The sequence below is a fragment of the Sphingopyxis sp. genome (genome assembly GCF_016704835.1).
In the GTDB taxonomy this organism is placed as follows: domain Bacteria; phylum Pseudomonadota; class Alphaproteobacteria; order Sphingomonadales; family Sphingomonadaceae; genus Sphingopyxis.
On sequence record NZ_JADIZJ010000001.1, the window covers coordinates 584,242 to 600,000 of the forward strand.

The window sequence follows — 15,759 nt, forward strand, 5'->3', positions numbered from 1 at the left end:
CTTGGGCACCAATGGAAACAGGGGAAATCGTGATGACCGCCACCAGCAAAGGGAAGCTGCTGACTTCGCTCGCATTTGCATCGCTGCTGACCGGGTGCGCGGGGCAGGCGGCGCCTGTCATCACCGGGTTGCCGCCCGTGCAGGTGACCGCGACCGGGGAAACCGCGCCGGTCGGGACCGGACGCGCCGATGCCGCCGACGATCCGGCGATCTGGGTCGATCCCGCCAATCCGGGCCGCGCGCTGATCATCGCGACCGACAAGAAGGCGGGGCTGCACGTTTATGACTTGGCGGGCAAAGATCTGGCGTTCTTGAAAAGCGGGCTGGTCAACAATGTCGATGTCGTCGGCGACATCATTGTCGCGAGCGACCGCAACGACGGGCTGAACGCGCATCTGGCGGTCTATCGCCTCGATGGCGCCACGCCCGCGCTGACCGCGCTGGGCCGCGCGGCGGCAGGCAGCGGCGAAGCCTATGGCCTGTGCCTGAAGAAAGGAGCGCCGGGCGCTCCGATCACCGCGGCGCTGATCGTCAAGGACGGTACCGTGCGCGTTGGTACGCTGGCGATTGATGGCGCGCCTACCTTCACCGTTCAGTGGGAGCACAAGATCGCGACCCAGTCCGAAGGATGCGTGTTCGACGGCGACACCCTCTATGTCGGCGAAGAGGTCGGCGGCTTGTGGGAGCTGAAGCAGGACGGCAAGGGCGCCGCGGGCCGGCTGGTCGCGCCGATCGACAACGAGCGGCTCGTCGCCGACCTCGAAGGCCTCGCCACAATCGACCATAAGGGGCAGCGGTACCTGATCGCCTCGAGCCAGGGCGACAATGCCTATGCGGTGTTCCGTCTGCCGTCGGTCGAATATGTCGGCCGCTTTGCCGTTGCGGCGGGTCAGTTCGGTGCGACAAGTGAAACCGACGGGATCGAGGCGATCGCGGGCAATTTCGGCCCGGCCTACCCGGGCGGCATCTTTCTCGCGCAGGACGGCGACAATGCGCCCGAGGCGCAAAATTTCAAGCTGTTGCGCTGGGATATGATCGCGGCGGCGCTGGGGCTTTAATGCATCGTCGCCCCCGCGAAGGCGGGCGACGATACTTGCTCTTGTGGAGTGACCCGACTAGGGGGACCGCGTCTTTCCCGTCTTCAAAGGCCGCCCTTCCCATGACCGATCTCGTCCCCGTCCGCCGCGCGCTTTTGTCCGTCAGCGACAAGGCGGGGCTCGCCGATCTGGCCACCGCACTTGTCCGCCACGGGGTCGAACTGGTGTCGACCGGGGGAACGGCGAAGGCGCTGCGCGACGCAGGGCACAATGTCCTCGACGTCGCCGACCTCACCGGTTTTCCCGAGATGATGGATGGGCGCGTCAAGACGCTGCACCCCGCCGTCCACGGCGGCATCCTGGCGGTGCGCGACGATGCGGCGCATGTCGCGGCGATGGACGAACATGGGATCGGCGCGATCGACCTGGTGATCGTCAACCTTTACCCCTTCGCGGCGACGGTCGCGAAGGGCGCAGCGCGCGACGAGATCATCGAGAATATCGACATCGGCGGCCCGGCGATGGTGCGCTCGGCGGCCAAGAACCACGCTTTCGTCAACATCGTCACCGAGCCCGGGGATTATGCCGCGGTGATCGCCGAGATGGACGCGAACGGCGGCGCGACCACGCTGGCGCTGCGCAAACGCCTTGCCGCGACGGCCTTCGCGCATACCGCGACCTATGACGGCATGATCGCGAGCTGGTTCGCCTTTGCCGATCAGGGCAAGCTGTTCCCCGACACGTTGCCGCTGACCGCGAAGCTGGCAAGCGAGCTGCGCTATGGCGAGAACCCGCATCAGAAGGCGGCGCTTTATCTCTCTGCCGGCCCGTCCTCGCGCGGGATTGCGCAAGCTGAACAGGTGCAGGGCAAGGAGCTGAGCTACAACAATATCAACGACGCCGACGCTGCGCTCGAATTGGTAGCCGAATTCCGCCAAGCCGACCCCACCTGCGTCATCGTCAAGCACGCCAATCCGTGCGGCGTCGCGAGTGCGGCGACGATCGCCGAAGCGTATGACGCGGCGCTGAAATGCGACGATGTGTCGGCTTTCGGCGGGATCATCGCGGTCAACCGGCCGCTCGACGGCGCCACGGCCGAGGCGATCAGCAGCATCTTTACCGAGGTCGTCTGTGCCCCCGACGCCGACGCCGACGCGCGCGGCGTGTTTGCGAAGAAAAAGAATTTGCGCCTTCTGCTGACCGGCGAGCTGCCCGATCCGGCGCGCGGCGGGTTGATGATGAAGACGATCGCGGGCGGCTGGCTGGCGCAGAGCCGCGACAACGGCCGCATCACTCGCGCTGACCTGAAACTGGTCACCGATCGCGCCCCGACCGAGGAAGAACTGGCCGACGCGCTGTTCGCGTGGACGATCGCCAAGCATGTCAAATCGAACGCGATCGTTTACGCCAAGGGCGGATCGACCGCGGGCATCGGCGCCGGGCAGATGAACCGCCGCGACAGCGCGCGCATCGCCGCGGTGAAGGCGCGCGAAGCTGCCGAATCGCAAGGCTGGGCGCAGCCGCGCACGGTCGGCAGCGCGGTGGCGAGCGATGCCTTCTTCCCCTTTGCCGACGGGCTGCTGGCGGCGGTCGAGGCGGGCGCGACCTGCGTGATCCAGCCGGGCGGATCGATCCGCGACGACGAGGTGATCGCCGCGGCGAATGACGCCGGACTCGCGATGGTGTTCACCGGCATGCGGCATTTCCGGCACTAAGAAAACCCGAACCCCATGCGTGTCGAGCGAAGTCGAGACACGCTTGAGGAGCGGGTGCTTCACGTATCTCGACTTCGCTCGACGCGAACGGCATAGCAGCAGCGACGGTCGCGAGCGCGGCGTTTGACAAGGACCAGCATGACCGCCACCCCCCGCAACAAGTCGCTGATCCAGAATATGTACAACTGGACGATGGACAAATCGGCGCATCCACACGCCGAATATTGGCTGGCGCTGGTGGCCTTTGTCGAGGCGAGTTTCTTCCCGATTCCGCCGCACCCGATGCTGGGGCTGATGTGCTTGGCCAATCCGCAAAAAGCGGTGCGCTATGCGCTGATCTGCACTCTCGCGTCGGTCGCGGGCGGCGTGTTCGGCTATGGGATCGGCTTTTTCCTGTATGAAAGCGTTGGCCTGTGGCTGCTCGGGGTGCTCGGTCTGACCGAAGCGTTTCCGCCGGCCGCCTGCTATCTGCGCGAATTCGGCGCCGAGATTATCCTGATCAAGGGCGCGACCCCGATCCCGTTCAAGCTGCTGACGATCACCGCGGGGTTCATCCATATGAACTTTTGGACGTTCCTTTGGGCCAGCCTCGCGAGTCGCGCCTTTTCATTCATGCTGGTCGGCATTTTGTTCAAGCTGTTCGGCGCGCCGATCAAGGCGTTTATCGACAAATATCTGATCTGGGTCACCGGCGCGTTCGTCATTGCGGTAGTCGCCGGGTTCCTCGCGATCGGCGCGCTGTCGGGCGACGGCGGGGCCAAGGAAGCCGACAAATGCAGCAGTGCGACGCTGCAGAGCATCGGGCTCGACCAGAAATAGCAGCTGCGGCGCAACCGGGAGCCACCCCGTGAATTACGTGCGTGTCGCGTCGGCCGCGGCACGGAGCATCCCATGATGAAGACCACCGCGCGCCCGAACCAGGCCTCGGCAACCCACCATCGCGATTTACGGACCGGCCAGTCGATCTGGTCGGCGCGGCGGCGCCCGACCGTTCCGACCCGGCCACTGACCCGCGACATCCACTGTGATGTCGTGGTCATCGGCGCCGGGATTTCGGGGGCGCTGATCGCCGAAACGCTTTCGGAGGCGGGGTTACAGGTGGTCGTCGTTGATCGACGCAGCCCGCTCGACGGATCGACCGCCGCCTCTACCGCGATGCTGCAATATGAAATCGACACGCCGCTGTCGCTGTTGTCCGAGCAGATCGGCCGCGATCGCGCCGAGCGGCTCTGGCGCCGGTCGCGCCAGTCGGTCGATGCGCTGCGCGACCGCACCGAGCGGCTGGGGCTGAAGGTCGATGCCGCGACGCGCGGGTCGATCTACCTACACGGCAATGTCCTCGACGCCGAAGGCCTGGCGCGCGAAGCCGATGCGCGGCGGCGCGCGGGGTTCGAGATCGAGCTGCTGAAACCCGCGGCGGTGCTCGATCGCTATGGCATCAAGGGCCGCCATGCGATCATCGGGTTCGGCAATTACTCGGCCGATCCGCGGCAGCTGGCCGCGGGCTATCTGAACGTCGCGATCGGGCACGGCGCGCGGGTCTACAGCCCGGTGGACATTTGCGACGTGGCGCCGAGCGAGAGCAGGGTGACGCTGCAGAGCGCCGATGGCCGCGAAATCCGCGCGCGCACTTTGGTCGTCGCGACCGGCTATGAGATGATGAAGGGGGTGCCGCGCAAGGGGAACACGATCATCTCCAGCTGGTCGATTGCGACCAAGCCACAGCCGCGGGCGATCTGGCCGACTGCTGCGATGATCTGGGGAAGCCGCCGACCCATATCTCTATATCGCCACCACCCCGGCGGGCGAAGTGATCTGCGGCGGCGAGGATGAGGAAATCAGCGACGCCGACGAGCGCGATGCCAAGATTGCTGACAAGACCGCGGCCTTGTCGCGCAAGCTTGGCGCGCTGCTGCCGATGATCGACGCGACGCCGGTGCATGCCTGGGCGGGCAGTTTCGGCGATAGCAAGACCGGCACCCCGACGATCGGGCGGATCCCTCGGATGCCGAACTGTTATGCCGCGATGGGCTATGGCGGCAACGGCATCACCTTTTCGATGATGGCGGCGCAGATGCTGCGCGCGCTGATCTGCGGCGACGGCGATCCCGACGCCGATCTGGTCAGCTTTTCGCGGAAGTTCTGATCAGCGAGGCCTATTCGTTCGCGGCAGTGTGCAGCCAGTCGGCGTGGCGCGGCGCTTTCTTCGTCTGGCTCCATTCTTCCAGCATCAAAGGCGCGACGCGCTTCAGCTCGGCATATTGCTCCGCCGTGCCGATATCGCACGCCAGCTCGACGCGATGGCCGTTGGGGTCGAAGAAATAGATCGACTTGAAGATGCCGTGGTGGGTCGGGCCCAGTACGTCGACGCCTTCGCTTTCCAGATGCGCCTTCGCCGCGACCAGTTCGTCGAAGCTGCCGACCTTGAACGCCAGATGCTGCACCCATGCCGGCGTATTCTCGTCGCGCCCCATGACCGGCTGGTTGGGCAGCTCAAAGAACGCCAGAATATTGCCGTTCCCCGCTTCGAGGAAGACATGCATATAAGGGTCATATTCGCCGGTCGATGGGACATGATCCTCGGCAAACGCGGTGGTGTAGGTCATGCCGAGCATCCGCTCGTACCAGTCGACCGTTTCCTTCGCGTCCTTGCAGCGATAGGCGGCGTGGTGGACCCCGCCCAATTTGATCGGGCTGGTCATTCGGCGGGCTCCGTTACGTTAAGCGCGCCGCGACGGATCTGGTCCATCTCCATCGATTTGAACAGCGCGGTGAAATTGCCCTCGCCGAACCCTTCATCCTTTTTGCGCTGGATGAATTCGAAGAAGACCGGGCCGATCACGGTCTGGCCGAAAATCTGGAGCAGCAGGCGCGGGTCGCCATCTTCGGTCGAGCCATCGAGCAGGATGCCGCGCGACTGCAGCGCCTCGACCGGCTCGCCATGGCCGGGCAGGCGATCGGCGAGCATCTCGTAATAGGTCGCCGGCGGCGCGGGGGCGAAGGGGTTGCCGAGCGCTTTGAGCTTGTCCCACGCTGCGTAAAGATCGTCGCAGCTGAACGCGATATGCTGGATGCCCTCGCCATTATAAGCGCGCAGATATTCCTCGATCTGGCCGCCGCCACCGGCGCCCTCTTCGTTCAAGGGAATGCGGATCTTGCCGTCGGGGGCCGTCATCGCCTTTGAGGTAAGGCCGGTATATTCGCCCTTGATGTCGAAATAGCGGATCTCGCGGAAGCCCGCGATGCGCTCGTAAAAGGCCGCCCAATGCGCCATGCGGCCGCCATAGACATTGTGGGTCAGGTGATCGATCAGCTGCATTCCGGCGCCCACCGGATGGCGATCGATGCCGTCTTCGTAAACGAAGTCGATGTCGTAGATGCTGAGGTCGTCGCCGTAGCGGTCGATCAGGTAGATGATCGAGCCGCCGATGCCGCGAATCGCGGGCAATCGCAGTTCCATCGGGCCGGGATTGACCTCAACCGGCTCGGCGCCGCGTCCGATTGCTTCGGCATATGCCTTGGCGGCGTCGCGGACGCGCCAGCCCATGCCGCATGCCGACGGGCCATGCTCGGCGGCGAAATAGGCCGCGGGCGATTTGGGTTCGTAGTTGGCGATCAGGTTGATCCCGCCCTGGCGCCACAGCTGGACGTCCTTCGAACGGTGATGCGCGATCTGGGTGAAACCCATCGCCTGGAAAACCGGTTCGAGAATACCCTTTTCGGGTGCAGAGAATTCAACGAATTCAAAACCGTCGAGGCCCAGCGGATTGTCGAACAGGTCGGTCATCGTCATCATCCCATCTAGTTTCAATTGAAACTATTATGATGGATTGGGGCGCGGGAGTCAATGCGCGGCGGCACCAAACCGCCAAGTCCATCGGTAGAAACGACCTGTCATTGCGAGGAGCGCAGCGATGCGGCAATCCAGCGTGGTCCAAACCGCTCTGGATTGCTTCGCTTCACTCGCAATGACGGGTTATGCGACGTTACGGCACTGCAACGCGCTTTACGCCCCCGCGCCCTCAAATGCCTCCAGAGCTTCTCCCGCCGCTACCCAGCGTGCTTCGGCGGCTTCCTGCGCCGCGACGATCTTGCCGCGCCGCTGCGACAATTCGCTCATCGTCAGGCCCTTATATTCATTCTCCGCACCCTGCGGATCAAACATCGCGCGGTCGATGGCCGACAGAATGACCTGATATTTTGCGAGATCGGCCTCGGCGTCCGACACTTCCTTGCGCACCTTCGCCGCGGCCTCGCGCGCTGCGGCGGCGGCCTTGCGGTCTTCCTTCTTGTCGGCTTTCGACACCCGGTCCTTTTGCGGACCCTTGCCGAGGATCATGTCGACATAATCGTCCATGCTGCCGTCATATTCGCGCGCGGTGCCGTCATCGACGAGCACCAGCCGGTCGGCAGTAAGTTCGAGCATGTGGCGGTCGTGGCTGACCAGCACGACTGCGCCGTCGAAGCCATTGAGTGCCTGTACCAGCGCCTCGCGCGCATCGACGTCGAGGTGGTTGGTTGGTTCGTCGAGGATCAGCAGATGCGGCGCGTCCCGGGTGATCAGCGCCAGCGCCAGCCGCGCCTTTTCGCCGCCCGACAGTTTGGCGACCTCGGTCATCGCCTTGTTGCCCGAAAAGCCGAAACGGCCGAGCTGCGCGCGCACCGCGCCCTGCGTCTTGCCTTCCATCACCCGCGTCATATGCGCCAGCGGGGTGTCCTTGCCGTCGAGTTCCTCGACCTGATATTGGGTGAAATAGCCGACGCGCATCTTGCCCGATGCCGCCATGGCGCCGGCCATAGGCACCAGCTGCGCCGCGAGTAAGCGGGCGAGCGTCGTCTTGCCATTGCCGTTGCGGCCGAGCAGCGCGATGCGGTCATCGGGGTCGATCCGCAGGTTGAGCCGCTGGAGAACCGGCTTGTCGGCGTAGCCGACGCTGGCGAGATCGAGCGTGATCAGCGGCGGTTTCAGCTCGTCGGGGCTAGGAAAATCGAACGCGAGCGTCTGATCTTCCGCCAGCGCGGCGATCGGTTGCATCCGCGCGAGCATCTTGGCGCGCGACTGCGCCTGCTTGGCGGTCGAGGCGCGCGCGCTGTTGCGCGCGACATAGTCCTGCAGCTTGGCGCGCTGGGCATCCTGCGATGCCTTGGCGGCTGCGAGTTGGGCGGCGCGTTCGGCGCGTTGGCGCTCGAACGCGTCATAGCCGCCGGCATAGAGCATCACCTTGCCGCCCTCGAGATGGAGGATATTGTCGACGACATTGTTGAGAAGGTCACGTTCGTGGCTAATGACGACGAGCTGCCCCGGATAGCCGCGCAGAAAGTTTTCGAGCCACAAGGTCGCTTCGAGGTCGAGGTGGTTCGACGGTTCGTCGAGCAGCAGCAGATCGGGCTCGGAAAACAGCAGCGCCGCGAGCGCAACGCGCATCTTCCACCCGCCCGAGAAACTGTCGAGGGGCTGGCCCTGCATATCCTCGTCGAAGCCGAGCCCGATCAGGATGCGCGCGGCGCGCGCCGGGGCGGTGTAGGCGTCGATTGCGATCAGCCGTTCGTGGATATCGCCGAGCTTGTCGGGATCCTGCTCGGTTTCCGAGGCGGCGAGGAGCGCCGCGCGTTCGGTATCGGCGGCGAGCACGGTGTCGAACGGCGTCGCGGTGCCGCTCGGTGCTTCCTGTGCGATATAGCCGACGCGCGTCCGCCGCGGCATGTCGACGCTGCCTTCGTCCGCCTCGAGCTGGCCGATCATCACCTTCATCAGCGTCGATTTGCCCGCGCCATTGCGCCCGATCAGCCCAACGCGGCTTTTTGCCGGTAGGCTAGCGGTGGCGCGTTCGAGGATGGTGCGCCCACCAAGGCGTACAGTGATTCCGTTGATCGTCAGCATGGGCGCGCGCCTAGCATGTTGCGGCGCACAACCCAAGTCCTGCACTGGTATTCTGCTCAAAGGTGCGGCAGATGCAAAGAATGACCGACCTTGCCCCCTTCCACATCGCCTTTCCCGTCGACGATCTCGACGCCGCACGGCATTTCTATGGCAGCGTGCTCGGCTGCCCCGAGGGGCGCAGCGATGCCGACTGGATCGACTTCAACCTCTATGGCCACCAGATCGTGGCACACCGCACCGAGCGGCGCGAAGCGGTGGCGGGGCATAATCCGGTTGACGGCCATGCGGTGCCGGTGCCGCATTTCGGCGTCGTTCTGCTCCCCGCCGACTGGCAGGCGCTGGCCGACCGGCTGGTCGCGCACGGCGTCGCGTTCGTCATCGAACCGCAGACGCGTTTTGCCGGACAACCGGGCGAGCAATCAACGATGTTCTTCATCGACCCCGCGGGTAATGCGCTGGAGTTCAAGGCATTTGCGGATATACGCCAACTGTTCGCGACCGGATGATCGTGCGGGTGACACGATTAGTGTGCGGTCCCCATTGACACCCGTTTGGGTAGCGGCGCGCACCATACCGCGGCGGCGGCAATGAGAAAAATTGTTCCCGACGCCAGGAATAGGTGCAGCACGCCCTGCGTCGCCGCCTGAACCTCGACCAGCCGGTCGATCACGCCGCGCGCCTGCTCGAGGGTCAGCCCCGCGCGCTCCAACGCGCTCATCGTCGCCCCCGGATCGTTGAGCGATGACGCCAGTTCGGACCGCGAGGTGCGACTGGCGCTGTCCCACGCTGTCGTCGCCATAGCGGTGCCCATCGCGCCGCTCAGGGTACGCAGGAAGCTCATCAACCCGGCTGCAGAAGTCTGATCCTTTTCGGGTACCGAACTCAGCGCCAGCGCGGTCAGACCGACAAAGAAAAAGGGCATGCCCATCCCTTGCAACAAATGCGGCAGCGCCAGCGTCCAATAGTTTACATCGGCATTCCAACTGGCGCGGAGGACCGAAGTCATCGCCATCCACAAAATGCCGGCGCAGATCGAAATCCGAATGTCGATCTTGCCGATCAGACCCGCAGCAATGGGCGAGAACAGCACCGCGAACACGCCGATCCACGCAACGATATAGCCTGTCTCGGTCGCCGTATAGCCCGCCACCTGCTGGAGCCAGAGCGGAGTTAGCACGACCTGCGAGAAGAAGGCGCCAAAGCCAAGCGATATGGCAACCGTCGCAAAACTGAACCCGCGAAACCGGAAGATGCGCAAGTTCACGACCGGATTGGCGTCGGTTAGTTCCCAGATTACAAAGGCGGCGAAGCTGATCGCGGCGAGAACCGCGAGCCCGACAATCCATGTCGATGCGAACCAGTCATGCTCGCGCCCGGTATCGAGCATGATCTGGAACGCGCCGACCGAGACGACGAGCAGGATCAAACCGACCGTGTCGATTCGTGCTTTTTCGCGCTTGGTTTCGAACGGCGTCAGCAAGGAAAACACGCCAAAACCGCATATCGCGACGACCGGCAGATTGATGAAAAAGATCCACGGCCAGGTCCAATTGTCGCTGATCGCGCCCCCCAGAATCGGCCCTAGGATCGGCGCCGTCGTCGTCGTCATCGCCCAGATCGCAAGGCCGATTCCAGCTTTCTTTTTCGGGAAAATCCGTAGCAACAATATCTGCGACAGCGGCATTAGCGGACCGCCCGCAAGTCCCTGCAGAACGCGGAACAGGATCAGCGCGTCAAGGGTGCTTGATATCCCGCACAGAAATGAGAAAATTCCGAAGCCGATGATCGAGATCATGAACCAGCGCACGGTCCCGAACCGCATCGCGAGCCAGCCGGTGAGCGGCACTGCGATCGCATCGGCGACCGCATAGCTGGTGATCACCCAAGTGCCCTGGGTCGGCGACACCGCGAGCCCGCCCGCGATATGCGGCACCGACACATTGGCGATCGTCATGTCGAGCACGACGACGAAATTGGCGAGCGCGAGAGCGAAGGCGGCGACGATCAGACGCACGCCGGTAAGCGGTTGCGGCTCGGCGGGTATCGCGGCGGCAGAGGCGGCGGCGCTGGCCATCGCTTATCGGCCGCGCGTGTCGATCGTGGCTTCCATCGATAGCCCGACCCGCAGGGGATACTCTTTGAGCTGCTTCGGATCGAGCGCGATACGCACCGGCAGGCGCTGCACCACCTTTACCCAATTGCCCGTCGCATTCTGGGCCGGGATCAACGAGAAAGCCGCGCCGGTACCGCCGGCGATACCGACGACCTTGCCACGATAGACGACGTCGCCGCCGTAAAAGTCCGAGGTCAGCTCAACCGGCTGGCCGATGCGGATGTCTTGGAACTGGCTTTCCTTGAAATTGGCATCGACATAGGCGGTCGCGACCGGGACCAGGATCATGATCGGCGCGCCCGCGGCAATCCGCTGGCCGACCTGAACCTGCCGGTTGGTGACGATGCCGTCGACCGGGGCGCGCAGCACGGTGCGGGCAAGGTCGAGGCGGGCTTTTTCGAGCCGCGCTTCGGCCGCCGCCACATCGGGGGCGGTGTTGATCGTCGTCCCGCGCACCACGGCTTCGGCGGCGCCGAGATCGCCGCCTGCTGAACCACGCGTTGCTTCGGCCGACACGATACCGGCGGCGGCGAGGTCGCGCGCCGCCTGCGCCGAGGCAAGCGCCGCGCGCGCCGCCGAAAGTTCTTCGCCAGACACAGCGCCGGTCCCCGCGATGCTCTCACGCCGTGCGAATTCGGCGCGGGTGCGCATCACCGCCGCGTCGGCATCGCGGAGCCGCGCACGCGCCTGCGCAATATCGGCGCCGCGAGCACCTACCCGGGCGCGGGCCGCGTCGGCGGTCGCGCTTGCCTGACCATAGCGTTGACGTGCCAGACGCAATGCGGCTTCGGCGTCGGCGACCAGGATCCGCTGATCAGCGTCATCGAGAATGACGAGGATGTCGCCCTTCTTCACCGCCTGCGTCCCGCTGACGCGGACTTCCTTGACAGGTCCGGAGATCAGCGCGGTCACCTGCGCGGCGTCAGCGCCGACATAAGCATTGTCGGTGTGGACACGGCCAGACTGCGTCAGGAAGTACCAGAGCCCCCACAAGATCGCGGCCGTCCGGATGACAACCCCGAGAATGCGGAACGCCTTGGTGCGCTTCGCCGTGCGTTCGGGCGGGGTGGCTTCGGGAGCGTCGGTCGGCGACGCAGCCGTTTCATCGGCCATCATTCGTCTCCTGTTGGATTGGCGGACCGATATCCGCCGCCGAGCGCGCGGATAAGGGCGATGTCGAGCGAAAGGCGCCGCGCCTCGAGGTCGGCGACGGCGCGGCGCAAGGCGACCATATTGTCCTCGGCGGTCAGCTGATCGAGTTGGTTTGACAGCCCGGCCCGATAGCGCAGCCCCGCGAGCTTCGCGCCTTCTGTGGCGGCGGCGAGCGCCTCTTGTCGTTCGACCAGCTGGCGGTCGGTCGCGGCGCGGCTCTGCGCGATGTCGGCGACGTCGCGCAGCGCGCCGATCAGGCTACGGTCATAATTCGCAACCGCGATGTCATAATCGGCGCGGACGCCGCGGTAACGCCCCGCGAGCCGTCCGCCGTCGAACATCGGCAGGCTGATCGCGGCGCCGCCATTGCCATATTCGGAGCCCGCGCTGAACAGGTTCGATAGCCCGAGCGACTGAAGACCGACCAGCGCCGAGAGACTGAGATTGGGGTAGAAATCCGCGCGCGCAACGTCGATGCGCTTGGCGGCCGCTTCGGCGCGCAGGCGAGCCGCAACGATGTCGGGTCGCCGCCCGATCAGGTCGATACCGGCGCCGCTCGGCAGGCCAAGCGGCGGGCGAGCCAGCATGGGCCGCGTAATCACCAGACCGCGGTCGGGACCGGCGCCGACCAGCGCGGCGAGCCGGTTGCGAGTCAGCGCAATCGCTTCATTAAGCGCCACGATATCGGCGCGCGAAGACGCGGCGCGGCTTTCGGCCTGCCGTTCGCTTGCCTGATTTTCGATACCGGCGCGCGCGCGGGCGCCCGACACGTCAGCGCTTGCGGTGCGCACGCGCACCGCTTCTACGGCAACGTCGCGCGCCGCGTGATACCCGGCGAGATCGGCGTAGGCCGACGCCACCGCGGTGGTCAACATCAGCCGCGCTTGCGCCGCGTCGACAAGCGCAGCTTCGACCTCCGACGTCGCCGCCGCGAGCGCGGACCGATTGCGGCCCCACAGATCGAGATCGAACACAAAGGTCGCCGCGATATGGCCGGTATCCTGTATCCCGTCGGGGACGAATTGCGGCGGGATCCCCAGATTCTTGCTCTGCTGGACGCCGCCAACGCTACCCTCTGCCACAACCCGCGGCGACAGGGCGGAACCCGCCTGCTGCGCGAGCGCCTCGGCGGCGCGGAGCCGCGCCGCGGCAATTGCGACATCGGGCGAACCATCCAACCCTTCGGCGATCAGCGTCGACAGCTGCGCATCGCCAAAACCCTGCCACCAGCCCTCGGCAGGCCACGGACCTGACGCGTCGGTATAGCTGGCGCCCGACGCAAGCGCCGTAGCGGACGCAGGGACAGGAGCCGGCCCTAGGTCGGGAACGTTCGTGCACCCTGCAAGCAGGCCGAACACGGCGGGTGTGAGAAAAATCGATCGGGGCATGGCTTCCAACGATACTAGCTGGTATCATGCGCCAATGAACTTCAGAAAATGGGTTGTCAATCGAAATGATACTAGACCGTACACTTGCCGTCGATAACGCCGCGGCGGCGCGGCGCAAGGCCTTTGTCGATGCGGCGCGCGCGCTGTTTTTCGCCAATGGCTATGCCGGGACGACCATGTCGTCGATCGCCGGCAAGGTCGGCGGGTCGAAGACGACCTTGTGGACCTATTTCCCATCGAAAGAAGATCTGTTCGCCGCCGTTGTTGACGATATCGTTGCCAGCTATGGGCAGGCTCTGCAGATCGACCTGCCTGTCGATGAGCCGGTGACCGACGTTCTTGGCCGCTTCGGCCATGTGCTTATGGCGACGCTGATGTCGCCGGCCTTGCTCGCGCTCTATCGCCTCGTCGTTGCCGAAGCCGAGCGCTTCCCGCATCTCGCCGAAACCTTTTATGATCGCGGCCCACGCCGGGGCAAGGCGCGGCTTGCCGAATGGATGGCGGAAAAGATGGCGCGCGGCGAACTCCGCCCGGGCGATCCGATGCAGGCGGTCTACCATTTCGCCGGTCTTTGCCAGTCAGGCATCTACCAGCACGCAGTGCTCGGCCTGCCCGAAGGTCGTGACCACCAGCGGATCGCTGCCGAAATCGACGCTGCTATCGACACATTTTACCGTGCGTGGGGAGCGACGATGCCCCCATAGCCCGGTGCCCGCAATAGCGACCACACCGACGATATGAGGGCAGCTTGCCTCCCATGTCGGTCATTTCGCGCCGCCATCAAGAAGCGAGCGACAGACGCAAAAAAGCCCGCAATCCCCTGGGGAACGCGGGCTTTTGTTGGTTGCGGGAGTAGGATTTGAACCTACGACCTTCAGGTTATGAGCCTGACGAGCTACCGGGCTGCTCCATCCCGCGCCACCAATGTCACGGCGCCGTAGCGTTCCGCGAAAACAGCAAAAGGCCGGCATTTCTGCCGGCCTCTAACTTTGTGAATGGGTTTTTCCAAAATTCGTCCACACGCCGGCTACAATGCCTGGCGACGTCCTACTCTTCCAGGGCTTGAGCCATAGTACCATCGGCGCTGTCAGGTTTCACGGCCGAGTTCGAGATGGGATCGGGTGGGTCACTGACGCCATGGTCACCAAGCAATGAAGCCGGCGTGGGTCGAATTTGGGTTTCAATCGAATGCCCGTGCAATTTGGACTATATTACAATCATCCACTTCGCGGACAATCCTATCAGGACTGTCGTTGATGGTGGGACTCTTAAGTGCGAATAGAGCAATTAGTATCGGTTAGCTCCACACGTTACCGCGCTTCTACATCCGATCTATCAACGTGGTGGTCTTCCACGGCTCTATGAAATCTTATCTTGAGGGAGGCTTCCCGCTTAGATGCTTTCAGCGGTTATCCCGTCCATACATAGCTACCCTGCTGCGCCACTGGCGTGACGACAGGTACACCAGAGGTATGTTCAACCCGGTCCTCTCGTACTAGGGTCAACTCCTCTCAAATTTCGACGCCCACGGCAGATAGGGACCAAACTGTCTCACGACGTTCTGAACCCAGCTCACGTACCACTTTAATTGGCGAACAGCCAAACCCTTGGGACCTGCTCCAGCCCCAGGATGTGATGAGCCGACATCGAGGTGCCAAACGATTCCGTCGATATGAGCTCTTGGGAATCATCAGCCTGTTATCCCCGGCGTACCTTTTATCCGTTGAGCGATGGCCCTTCCACTCGGGACCACCGGATCACTATGACCGACTTTCGTCTCTGCTCGACTCGTCAGTCTCGCAGTCAGGCAGGCTTATGCCATTGCACTCGACGGTTGATTTCCGACCAACCTGAGCCTACCTTCGCACGCCTCCGTTACTCTTTAGGAGGCGACCGCCCCAGTCAAACTACCCGCCACAGAGGGTCCCTGATCCAGTTTCATGGATCGAGGTTAGACATCAGAAAACAACAGGGTGGTATTTCACCTATGGCTCCACCAGATCTGGCGACCTGGCTTCAAAGCCTCCCACCTATGCTACACAGTTCTTTCCTAATGCCACTCTGAAGCTGCAGTAAAGGTGCACGGGGTCTTTCCGTCTAACCGCGGGTACTCCGCATCTTCACGGAGAATTCAATTTCGCTGAGCATCTCCTGGAGACAGTGGGGAAGTCGTTACGCCATTCGTGCAGGTCGGAACTTACCCGACAAGGAATTTCGCTACCTTAGGACCGTTATAGTTACGGCCGCCGTTTACCTGGGCTTCATTTCGCAGCTTGCACCACTCCACTTAACCTTCAGGCACCGGGCAGGCGTCAGGCCCTATACGTCGTCTTGAAGCCGACTTAGCAGAGCCCTGTGTTTTTGCTAAACAGTCGCTACCCCCTGGCCTGTGCCCCCCACAACTGGTTGCCCAGAAGTGGGGCCTCCTTCTTCCGAAGGTACGGAGGCAATTTGCCGAGTTCCTTCAGGAGAC

At 63.8% G+C, this 15,759-nt stretch carries 13 protein-coding genes, 1 tRNA gene and 2 rRNA genes (1 of these 16 only partly in view); 7 read left to right on the top strand and 9 right to left on the bottom strand.

The features are described from left to right. Positions 1-32 precede the first annotated feature (32 nt). The 5 genes from IPF76_RS02975 to IPF76_RS02995 all read left to right on the top strand — a co-directional run bounded on the left by IPF76_RS02975 (position 33) and on the right by IPF76_RS02995 (position 4,898). Complete coding sequence (locus tag IPF76_RS02975) at positions 33-1,058, top strand: phytase (protein ID WP_293839437.1); 1,026 nt, start codon at positions 33-35, stop codon at positions 1,056-1,058. A 101-nt stretch (positions 1,059-1,159) separates the two neighbouring features. Continuing rightward, positions 1,160-2,752, top strand: coding sequence for a bifunctional phosphoribosylaminoimidazolecarboxamide formyltransferase/IMP cyclohydrolase (purH, locus tag IPF76_RS02980; protein WP_293839440.1), 1,593 nt, complete (start codon positions 1,160-1,162; stop codon positions 2,750-2,752). A gap of 165 nt (positions 2,753-2,917) precedes the next feature. Further along, on the top strand, positions 2,918-3,571 hold the full coding sequence (locus IPF76_RS02985) for a YqaA family protein (protein ID WP_293841881.1): 654 nt from the start codon (positions 2,918-2,920) through the stop codon (positions 3,569-3,571). A 72-nt stretch (positions 3,572-3,643) separates the two neighbouring features. Next, positions 3,644-4,585 (top strand): FAD-dependent oxidoreductase, encoded by a 942-nt coding sequence (locus IPF76_RS02990; protein WP_293839443.1) that lies wholly within the window; start codon positions 3,644-3,646, stop codon positions 4,583-4,585. Next, positions 4,563-4,898: an FAD-binding oxidoreductase gene (locus tag IPF76_RS02995; RefSeq protein ID WP_293839446.1), complete on the top strand. Its 336-nt coding sequence runs from the start codon at positions 4,563-4,565 to the stop codon at positions 4,896-4,898. Before IPF76_RS02990 ends, IPF76_RS02995 begins: the two co-directional genes overlap by 23 nt. A gap of 10 nt (positions 4,899-4,908) precedes the next feature. Here the strand turns inward: IPF76_RS02995 and IPF76_RS03000 are convergent, their stop codons facing one another. From IPF76_RS03000 to IPF76_RS03010, 3 genes are all read right to left on the bottom strand, one after another. Further along, entirely contained in the window at positions 4,909-5,454 is a 546-nt protein-coding gene (locus IPF76_RS03000) for a VOC family protein (RefSeq protein ID WP_248458466.1), read from the bottom strand. Continuing rightward, positions 5,451-6,539 (bottom strand): 4-hydroxyphenylpyruvate dioxygenase, encoded by a 1,089-nt coding sequence (gene hppD / locus IPF76_RS03005; protein ID WP_293839453.1) that lies wholly within the window; start codon positions 6,537-6,539, stop codon positions 5,451-5,453. Before hppD ends, IPF76_RS03000 begins: the two co-directional genes overlap by 4 nt. Before the next feature lie 219 nt (positions 6,540-6,758). Next, a complete protein-coding gene (locus IPF76_RS03010; RefSeq protein ID WP_293839456.1) occupies positions 6,759-8,633 on the bottom strand; it encodes an ABC-F family ATP-binding cassette domain-containing protein in 1,875 nt (624 codons plus the stop codon). Between the two features lie 80 nt (positions 8,634-8,713). Between IPF76_RS03010 and IPF76_RS03015 the strand changes: the two genes are divergently transcribed. Continuing rightward, a complete protein-coding gene (locus tag IPF76_RS03015; RefSeq protein ID WP_293839459.1) occupies positions 8,714-9,139 on the top strand; it encodes a VOC family protein in 426 nt (141 codons plus the stop codon). 17 nt (positions 9,140-9,156) lie between these two features. Here the strand turns inward: IPF76_RS03015 and IPF76_RS03020 are convergent, their stop codons facing one another. Genes IPF76_RS03020 through IPF76_RS03030 form a run of 3 tightly spaced genes read right to left on the bottom strand, consistent with a single transcriptional unit; the run spans position 9,157 to position 13,286 of the window. Continuing rightward, positions 9,157-10,707: a DHA2 family efflux MFS transporter permease subunit gene (locus IPF76_RS03020; protein ID WP_293839462.1), complete on the bottom strand. Its 1,551-nt coding sequence runs from the start codon at positions 10,705-10,707 to the stop codon at positions 9,157-9,159. A 3-nt stretch (positions 10,708-10,710) separates the two neighbouring features. After that, positions 10,711-11,862, bottom strand: a complete 1,152-nt coding sequence (locus IPF76_RS03025; RefSeq protein WP_293839465.1) for an HlyD family efflux transporter periplasmic adaptor subunit — start codon at positions 11,860-11,862, stop codon at positions 10,711-10,713. Further along, the gene (locus IPF76_RS03030; protein WP_293839468.1) at positions 11,859-13,286 is read right to left on the bottom strand and encodes an efflux transporter outer membrane subunit; all 1,428 of its coding nucleotides are present in this window, start codon (positions 13,284-13,286) and stop codon (positions 11,859-11,861) included. Before IPF76_RS03030 ends, IPF76_RS03025 begins: the two co-directional genes overlap by 4 nt. A gap of 65 nt (positions 13,287-13,351) precedes the next feature. Here IPF76_RS03030 and IPF76_RS03035 point away from each other — a divergent pair, with 65 nt between their 5' ends. Then, positions 13,352-13,990 (top strand): TetR/AcrR family transcriptional regulator, encoded by a 639-nt coding sequence (locus IPF76_RS03035; RefSeq protein ID WP_293839471.1) that lies wholly within the window; start codon positions 13,352-13,354, stop codon positions 13,988-13,990. A gap of 137 nt (positions 13,991-14,127) precedes the next feature. Here IPF76_RS03035 and IPF76_RS03040 read toward each other — a convergent pair. The 3 genes from IPF76_RS03040 to IPF76_RS03050 all read right to left on the bottom strand — a co-directional run. Beyond that, positions 14,128-14,204: transfer RNA gene (locus tag IPF76_RS03040), tRNA-Met, on the bottom strand. A 116-nt stretch (positions 14,205-14,320) separates the two neighbouring features. Next, positions 14,321-14,435 (bottom strand): 5S ribosomal RNA (gene rrf, locus IPF76_RS03045). Positions 14,436-14,554: 119 nt separating this feature from the next. Then, positions 14,555-15,759: ribosomal RNA gene (locus IPF76_RS03050) — 23S ribosomal RNA — on the bottom strand; it runs 1,587 nt beyond the window's last position.

What these genes read in the sequence shown, in the direction of transcription:
- IPF76_RS03035 (WP_293839471.1), top strand. Translation starts at nt 13,352, where the DNA reads ATGATACTAGACCGTACACTTGCCGTCGATAACGCCGCGGCGGCGCGG.
- IPF76_RS03020 (WP_293839462.1), bottom strand. Translation starts at nt 10,707, where the DNA reads ATGGCCAGCGCCGCCGCCTCTGCCGCCGCGATACCCGCCGAGCCGCAA.
- IPF76_RS02975 (WP_293839437.1), top strand. Translation starts at nt 33, where the DNA reads ATGACCGCCACCAGCAAAGGGAAGCTGCTGACTTCGCTCGCATTTGCA.
- purH (WP_293839440.1), top strand. Translation starts at nt 1,160, where the DNA reads ATGACCGATCTCGTCCCCGTCCGCCGCGCGCTTTTGTCCGTCAGCGAC.
- IPF76_RS03000 (WP_248458466.1), bottom strand. Translation starts at nt 5,454, where the DNA reads ATGACCAGCCCGATCAAATTGGGCGGGGTCCACCACGCCGCCTATCGC.
- IPF76_RS03015 (WP_293839459.1), top strand. Translation starts at nt 8,714, where the DNA reads ATGACCGACCTTGCCCCCTTCCACATCGCCTTTCCCGTCGACGATCTC.
- hppD (WP_293839453.1), bottom strand. Translation starts at nt 6,539, where the DNA reads ATGACCGACCTGTTCGACAATCCGCTGGGCCTCGACGGTTTTGAATTC.
- IPF76_RS03030 (WP_293839468.1), bottom strand. Translation starts at nt 13,286, where the DNA reads ATGCCCCGATCGATTTTTCTCACACCCGCCGTGTTCGGCCTGCTTGCA.
- IPF76_RS03010 (WP_293839456.1), bottom strand. Translation starts at nt 8,633, where the DNA reads ATGCTGACGATCAACGGAATCACTGTACGCCTTGGTGGGCGCACCATC.
- IPF76_RS02990 (WP_293839443.1), top strand. Translation starts at nt 3,644, where the DNA reads ATGATGAAGACCACCGCGCGCCCGAACCAGGCCTCGGCAACCCACCAT.
- IPF76_RS03025 (WP_293839465.1), bottom strand. Translation starts at nt 11,862, where the DNA reads ATGATGGCCGATGAAACGGCTGCGTCGCCGACCGACGCTCCCGAAGCC.